General features: G+C 70.2%; 4 protein-coding genes. 3 read left to right on the forward strand and 1 reads right to left on the reverse strand.

The window, feature by feature from the left end:
• The 3 genes from D183_RS0112585 to D183_RS0112595 all read left to right on the forward strand — a co-directional run.
• A partial coding sequence (locus D183_RS0112585; protein ID WP_017909305.1) for a bifunctional acetate--CoA ligase family protein/GNAT family N-acetyltransferase occupies positions 1-2,404 on the forward strand: 2,404 nt, incomplete at its 5' end.
• A 13-nt stretch (positions 2,405-2,417) separates the two neighbouring features.
• Complete coding sequence (locus tag D183_RS0112590; RefSeq protein ID WP_017909306.1) at positions 2,418-2,828, forward strand: hypothetical protein; 411 nt, start codon at positions 2,418-2,420, stop codon at positions 2,826-2,828.
• A 114-nt stretch (positions 2,829-2,942) separates the two neighbouring features.
• Positions 2,943-3,323, forward strand: coding sequence for a VOC family protein (locus D183_RS0112595; RefSeq protein WP_017909307.1), 381 nt, complete (start codon positions 2,943-2,945; stop codon positions 3,321-3,323).
• 119 nt (positions 3,324-3,442) lie between these two features.
• On the opposite strand, the gene D183_RS0112600 is transcribed toward D183_RS0112595, so the two are convergent.
• The gene (locus D183_RS0112600; protein WP_017909308.1) at positions 3,443-4,786 is read right to left on the reverse strand and encodes a hypothetical protein; all 1,344 of its coding nucleotides are present in this window, start codon (positions 4,784-4,786) and stop codon (positions 3,443-3,445) included.
• Positions 4,787-5,348: the final 562 nt, after the last annotated feature.

The raw sequence follows: 5,348 nt of genomic DNA on the forward strand, positions 1-5,348 counted from the left end.
CATCCTCACCGCCGGGCTCGGCAGCGGGCCGGGCTCGGCCGCGGCGCGGGTGGAGAGCGCCGCACGGGCGAAGGGCCTGCGCATCCTCGGCCCACACTGCCTGGGCGTGATCGCGCCGCATGCGCGGCTCAACGCCAGCATCGCCGCGCACTGCCCGCAGCCGGGCGACCTGGCGCTGATCTCCGAATCCAGCGCTATCGCCGCGGCGCTGGTGGAGTGGGGCGTGGCGCGCGCGGTCGGCTTCTCGGCGGTGGTCTCGCTGGGCGACGCGCTGGACGTGGACTTCGCCGACCTGCTCGACTACTTCGCCACCGACTACCGCACCCGCGCGATTCTGCTCTACGTCGAACACATCCGCGACGCGCGCAAGTTCATGTCCGCCGCCCGCGCCGCCGCGCGCGCCAAACCGGTGGTGGTGGTGAAGTCGGGCCGGCAATTGCGCATCGATCCCAACGCCGACACCCACGTGCAGGCGCTGGCCAGTTCCGATGCGGTGTATGGTGCCGCGTTCGCCCGCGCCGGCCTGCTGCGGGTGCGCGCGCTGGACGAACTGTTCGCCGCGGCGGAGACGCTGGGCCGGCTCAGCACCTTCCCCGGCCGGCGCCTGGCCATCCTCAGCAACGGTGGCGGCGTCGGCCGCCTGGCGGTGGATACGCTGGCCGATCTCGGCGGCACCCTGGCAGCGCTGTCGGCGCCCATTCAGCAGCAACTGGACGCGGCGCTGCCGCAGGAATGGTCGCATCGCAATCCGGTGGACATCGTGGTGGACGCCGACGGCGAACGCTACGCCGCCGCCGCCGGTGCGCTGCTGGAGGATCCGGAGAACGATGCGGTGCTGGTGGTCAACGTGCCCACCGCGTTCACTTCCTCGGCCGAGGCGGCGCAGGCGCTGACCCGCATCCTCGGCCAGCGCCCGCGCCACCACCGCGACAAGCCGGTGTTCGCGGTGTGGCTGGGCAACGACGAGAGCGCCACCGCCACGCTCAACGCCGCGCGCATCCCCACCTACGCCACCGAGGCGGACGCGGTGCGCGGCTTCATGCACCTGGTGCGCTACCGCGAAGCGCAGGCGGCGCTGATGGAAACGCCGCCGAGCCTGCCCGACGATTTCGCCTTCGACGCCGCCGCCGCGCGCGGAATCGTCGACGCCGCGCTGGCCGCCGGGCAGACCTGGCTGGATCCGCTGGCGACCACGCGATTGCTGGCCGCCTACGGCATCCCCACTGCGCCGGTGGCGCACGCCGCCGATGCCGAGGCCGCGGCGCAGGTGGCCGCGCCGATGCTGGCGCAAGGCTCGGCGGTGGCGGTGAAGATCCATTCGGCCGACATCCCGCACAAGTCCGACGTGGACGGCGTGCGCCTCAACCTGGTCAGCGTGGAGGCGGTGCGCGACGCCGCCGAGGGCATCCTCGCCCGCGCACGCGCCGCGCGACCGCACGCGCGCATCGACGGCGTGCTGGTGCAGCCCTCGCTGCTGCGGCCGAAGGCGCGCGAACTGATCGCCGGCATCGCCGACGATCCCACCTTCGGCCCGGTGATCGTGTTCGGCCGCGGCGGCACCGCGGTGGAGGTGATCGACGACAAGGCGCTGGCGCTGCCGCCGCTGGACCTGCGCCTGGCCCACGAACTGATCGGCCGCACCCGCGTCAGCCGCATCCTCAAGGCCTACCGCGACGTGCCTGCCGCCGACGAGCGTGCGGTGGCGATGGTGCTGGTCAAGCTGGCGCAACTGGCGGCCGACCTGCCCGAGATCCGCGAACTGGACATCAATCCGCTGCTGGCCGACCGCGACGGGGTGATCGCGGTCGACGCGCGGGTGGCGGTGGCGCCGTCGCGGCGCCTGCACAAGGGCCGCGGCCATCCGCGCTTCGCGATCTTCCCGTATCCCAAGGAGTGGGAACGGCGCATCGTGCTCAACGACGGCAGCGCCGCGTTCGTGCGCCCGGTGCGGCCGGAGGACGACGCGCTGTTCCGCAGCTTCTTCGCCCGCGTCACCGACGAGGACCTGCGCCTGCGCTTCTTTCAGGCGGTGAAGCATTTCAGTCACGAATTCATTGCGCGCCTGACCCAGCTCGACTACGCGCGCTCGATCGCGCTGGTGGCGATCGAGCCGCGCAGCGGCGACATGCTCGGCGCGGTGCGCCTGCATGCCGATGCCGACTACGACCGCGGCGAGTACGGCATCCTGATCCGCTCCGACCTCAAGGGCCACGGCATCGGCTGGCAGTTGATGCGGATCATGATCGAGTACGCCGGCTGGCTAGGCCTCAAGGTGGTCGAAGGCCAGGTGCTGCGCGAGAACCGCACCATGCTGGCGATGTGCCGGCAGCTCGGCTTCAAGGCCACGCCGGATCCGGACGACGCCACGCTGATGGACGTGGTGTTGCCGGTGGCGCAGCACTGAGGACGGGGCCGCGATGTCGACGTTCTCGCCCAGCGCATTGAAGCCGCGCCACGCGATCCTGTCCGGCCTCCCGGGCGCCGCCTCGCTGGAGATCCTGCTGCGCCCGTTCCTGCACGCCGGCGAGATCGTGGACACCGCGATCCGCCTGGACGGCATCGCGCTGCCATCGCTCAGGCTCGGCGAGCTGGCCGGCCAGCGCTTCGACTTCCCGCGCAACCCGCAGGACGGCTACATCGACGGCGCACTTTACCTGGCCGGCGCGCACCACCCGGTCGATGTCGACACGCTGACCTTCAACCTCTCGCGCGACGGGCAACTGACGCTCGTGGCCAAGGGCGTGTATGCGTTCGATGTCGAAGGCCTGGACGACCTGGGCGAGGTGCCGTTCACTCTGGCAGCTCGGGTGAGCACTTGCGCGCTGTGAGCGCGGCTGCACGCCGCGGCGCAGTGGCCTTTTGGCATCGCCGCACGTTGCATGAGGCGCTTCACCACCGCACACGTCGACCTGCCTGCGACACTCGACCCTCGGGAGTTCTTCATGTCGTTCAAGCCAGAGCGCTACACCTCGGTCTCGCCGTATCTCATTGTCGATGGCGCGCAGCGGACCATCGCGTTCCTGGTCGCGGTGTTCGACGCCGAACCCTTGCGGCAGATTCCCGGTGAGGGTGGCCTGCTCGCCCACGGTGAGGTGCGCATCGACGACACCGTGGTGATGTTCTGCGATGCGGTCGAGGGCTGGCCGGCGGTGCCGGCGCATGTGCATGTCTACGTGCGCGATGTGGATGCGACCTACCAGCGTGCGCTGGCTGCCGGTGCCACGGCGGTGCAGGCGCCGGTGCAGAAGGACGATCCGGACCGGCGTGGCGGCTTCCGCGACCCAGGCGGCACGACTTGGTGGGTCGGCCAGCAGATCGGCTGAGCGAGCGCAGGCGGCAGCACGTCTGACGCCGCTCATTGCTGCGCCTTGCGCCGCACTCGGCACAGGCCGTGCCTGCGGGCGCCATAGGACGGCACGCGGCAGGCACGGTGTTGCGGTGCTTACTCCAGCTCCTGGTTGCTCACCCCGCGCTCGACCGGGTACACGGTCGGCGGCGGCGTGGTGGAGCGCATCAGCTTCAGCGAGGTCTTGCTCTGCTCGCACAGGTTGCCGCCGCTGACGAACACGCCGTCCTGGGTGCACTTCCAGTCGTAGAAGTTGGCGATGCCGCCGGCCAGCTGCAGGCTGTAGTCGGTGCTCTTGGCCGCCGCGTCGAAGGGCTGTCCGGCCGGGATGTTCTGGAACCAGCGCATCCATTCCTTGGAACCGACCGGCGGCACCTTGTCCGGCGCCTGGAAGGTGGGGTTCATCGGCGAGAGTTGCGGCGATTCGGCGGTCATGTGGCAGCTCATGCAGGAGCTGATCGGATTGTCCACCGGGCCGTTGAGGCGGCCGTTCCAGCCCAGGTGGGTCGGCGGCAGTTCCGGCTTGGCGTTGATCGCCGACTGCAAGATGCGCGGATTGATCCGGGTCTGGGTCGGCTGCTTGTTGGTGTAGTCGTCGCCGGTGTTCTGCGGATCGTTGCCGAACATCACGCCCACCGGCACCAGGTTCTGCCAGCCGGGCTTGCCGCTGACCGCACCGTTGTACTGGAAGGTGCCGAAGATCCAGCCGGTGCCGGGCACGCGGCTGTCGCGCACGGCGAAATCCATCTGGATCAGCGCCACCTGCTTGAACGCGCGGTCGGCGGACTTGAAGCTGTTGGTGACCCAGGCGTTCCACAGCACCGGGTTCTGCAGGAACGGCACCTGGCTCAGGTCCACGTCGGCGAACAGCGCCTTGCACACCACGGTGCCGTCGCGGAAGGTGTTGGGCTTGGTGGTGAAGCTCGGATCCGGGTTCTGCGGATCCTTCCACACCTGGCCGAAGGTGTAGGCGCCGACATCGTTGTAGATGCCGACCGCGAAGGTCTGGCCGGTGGTGAGCTGGGTCGGCGCCAGTTGCTTGACCTGGATCTGCGCTTCCTTGGTCAGCCCGTGCACGCCTTCGCGTCCGAGCGGGCCGTAGTGCTGCCAGGGCGCGTGGTACCAGCGCCGCACCTTGTTGTTCTGCACGTACCAGTCGCTTTCGACGTTGCCTTCCAGGCAGTAGGCCTTCACGGCATCGGCGTAGCCGCGCCAGGCTTCGAAGTTGTTGCTCAGCGGCTTGGGCAGCTTCTGGAAGAACGCCGGCAACGGGCCGCTGGGCGGTTGCTGCGGATAGTCCTGGCTGAGCTGGAACAGCGGCCCCTTGTACGTAGAGGGCGGCGCGTAGCCGAAATCCGGAAAGCGCCCGGCGGAGGCGGCGCCGCTGGCAAGGGTCAGCACGGTGGCGATGGCGAGAATGCGCGGATGAGGCAGTTGCATGATGGACCTCCGGTTGTGTGCGTCGGTGCGTGCGGGCGATGCCGCGTCCTGTGTCCGGACATCCCCTGGCCCCGGACCGGCCGCACGCCCGCGCTGGCTGCACGGCCGCGGTGAAAGGGTTCCCGTCGCGCCAGGGCCGCGCGCAGGCACGGGCGTACGCATCCGCCTGCGCGCGCAGACGAAGCGAGAGACGCGATGGGAAGTGCAGCATCCACCGCCACCGTGGAGACGCGGCGGCGCTGCTGTGGATGCGTGAAACGGCCTAGCGGACCGAAGACATGTCCATGTCGCTCTCCTGACCCCGTGTGGAAGGCAACTGCGTTGAAGACGGTTGTCGCGTCGAGCGTGGGGGAAACGCGCGGGCCCGGCAGGGCAGCATCGGGGGACGAATGCTGCGGGGGCGGCGCCCTGCGGCGGCCGCGATGCCGGGTTGCGCGTCGATCGCCAACCGCGCGTGGGAGCGGGCGTCGGCGTTGCTCGACGCTTCGGACTCTAGCGAGCGCCGCGCCGCCGGTGGTAGACAGTTGCGACCGCCGGCGTCGCCGCGGCGCGTGGCGGACCG

It is taken from the genome of Xanthomonas sp. SHU 199 (assembly GCF_000364665.1).
GTDB classification, from domain to species: Bacteria; Pseudomonadota; Gammaproteobacteria; order Xanthomonadales; family Xanthomonadaceae; genus Xanthomonas_A; species Xanthomonas_A sontii.